Origin of the sequence: Streptomyces recifensis (assembly GCF_002154615.1) — a bacterium.
Classification (GTDB): domain Bacteria; phylum Actinomycetota; class Actinomycetes; order Streptomycetales; family Streptomycetaceae; genus Streptomyces; species Streptomyces griseoluteus.
The window spans coordinates 1-551 of sequence record NZ_MUNH01000923.1 but is presented as its reverse complement, the minus strand read 5'-3'; the positions used below and the strand labels follow the sequence as shown (position 1 = coordinate 551).

1 protein-coding gene is annotated in these 551 nt (G+C 73.1%); it reads right to left on the bottom strand.

Annotated elements, in window-relative coordinates:
* Window positions 1-399 (bottom strand): acyl-CoA dehydrogenase family protein (locus CCN33_RS30845; protein WP_140394794.1); only part of this gene is annotated, 399 nt, incomplete at its 3' end.
* Window positions 400-551: the final 152 nt, after the last annotated feature.

Sequence of the window (551 nt, the reverse complement as noted above, 5' to 3'; positions counted from 1 at the left end):
GAGGAAGGCCCCGGCGCCGAGCGCGTTCTCGATGGCGAGGGACAGGGCGACCGGTGTGCAGTGCGCGGCGGCCGCCGACACCATGCGGAAGGTGTTGTAGTGCGACAGGGCGTGTCCGCCGAGGGCGGGGTCCGCCTGCAGGGCGAAATAGCCACGCCGGCCCAGCTCGTCGAGGAATCCGTCGGGCAGCGCGGCCCGGGCGTCGACGTCGTCGGGGTCGATCCTCTCCTGGACGAGGGCGGTCAGCTCCTCGGTCAGCTTGTCGCCGGCCGCCGCGTCCGCGGACTCCTGCACGGGGAAGTCGCGGACCAGGTCCCAGCGGAAGCGGCCCTGGTACAGCTCCTCCAGGAAGCTGACGCGGCCCGGATCGCTGGTCGCGTTCCGTGTTGTGGTTGCCAAGTGGCGTTCCTTACCTTGCGAAGGACGGTCGTCCGGCCCGGGAAGGGCTGGACGGCGAGAGGGGAAAGAGCGGGGTGCGCGGGGGCTCGCGGCAGGGCGCCGCGGAGGCAAGGGGGCACAGCGAGGGCGCAGTGGGAAGGCCCGGCGGCCGG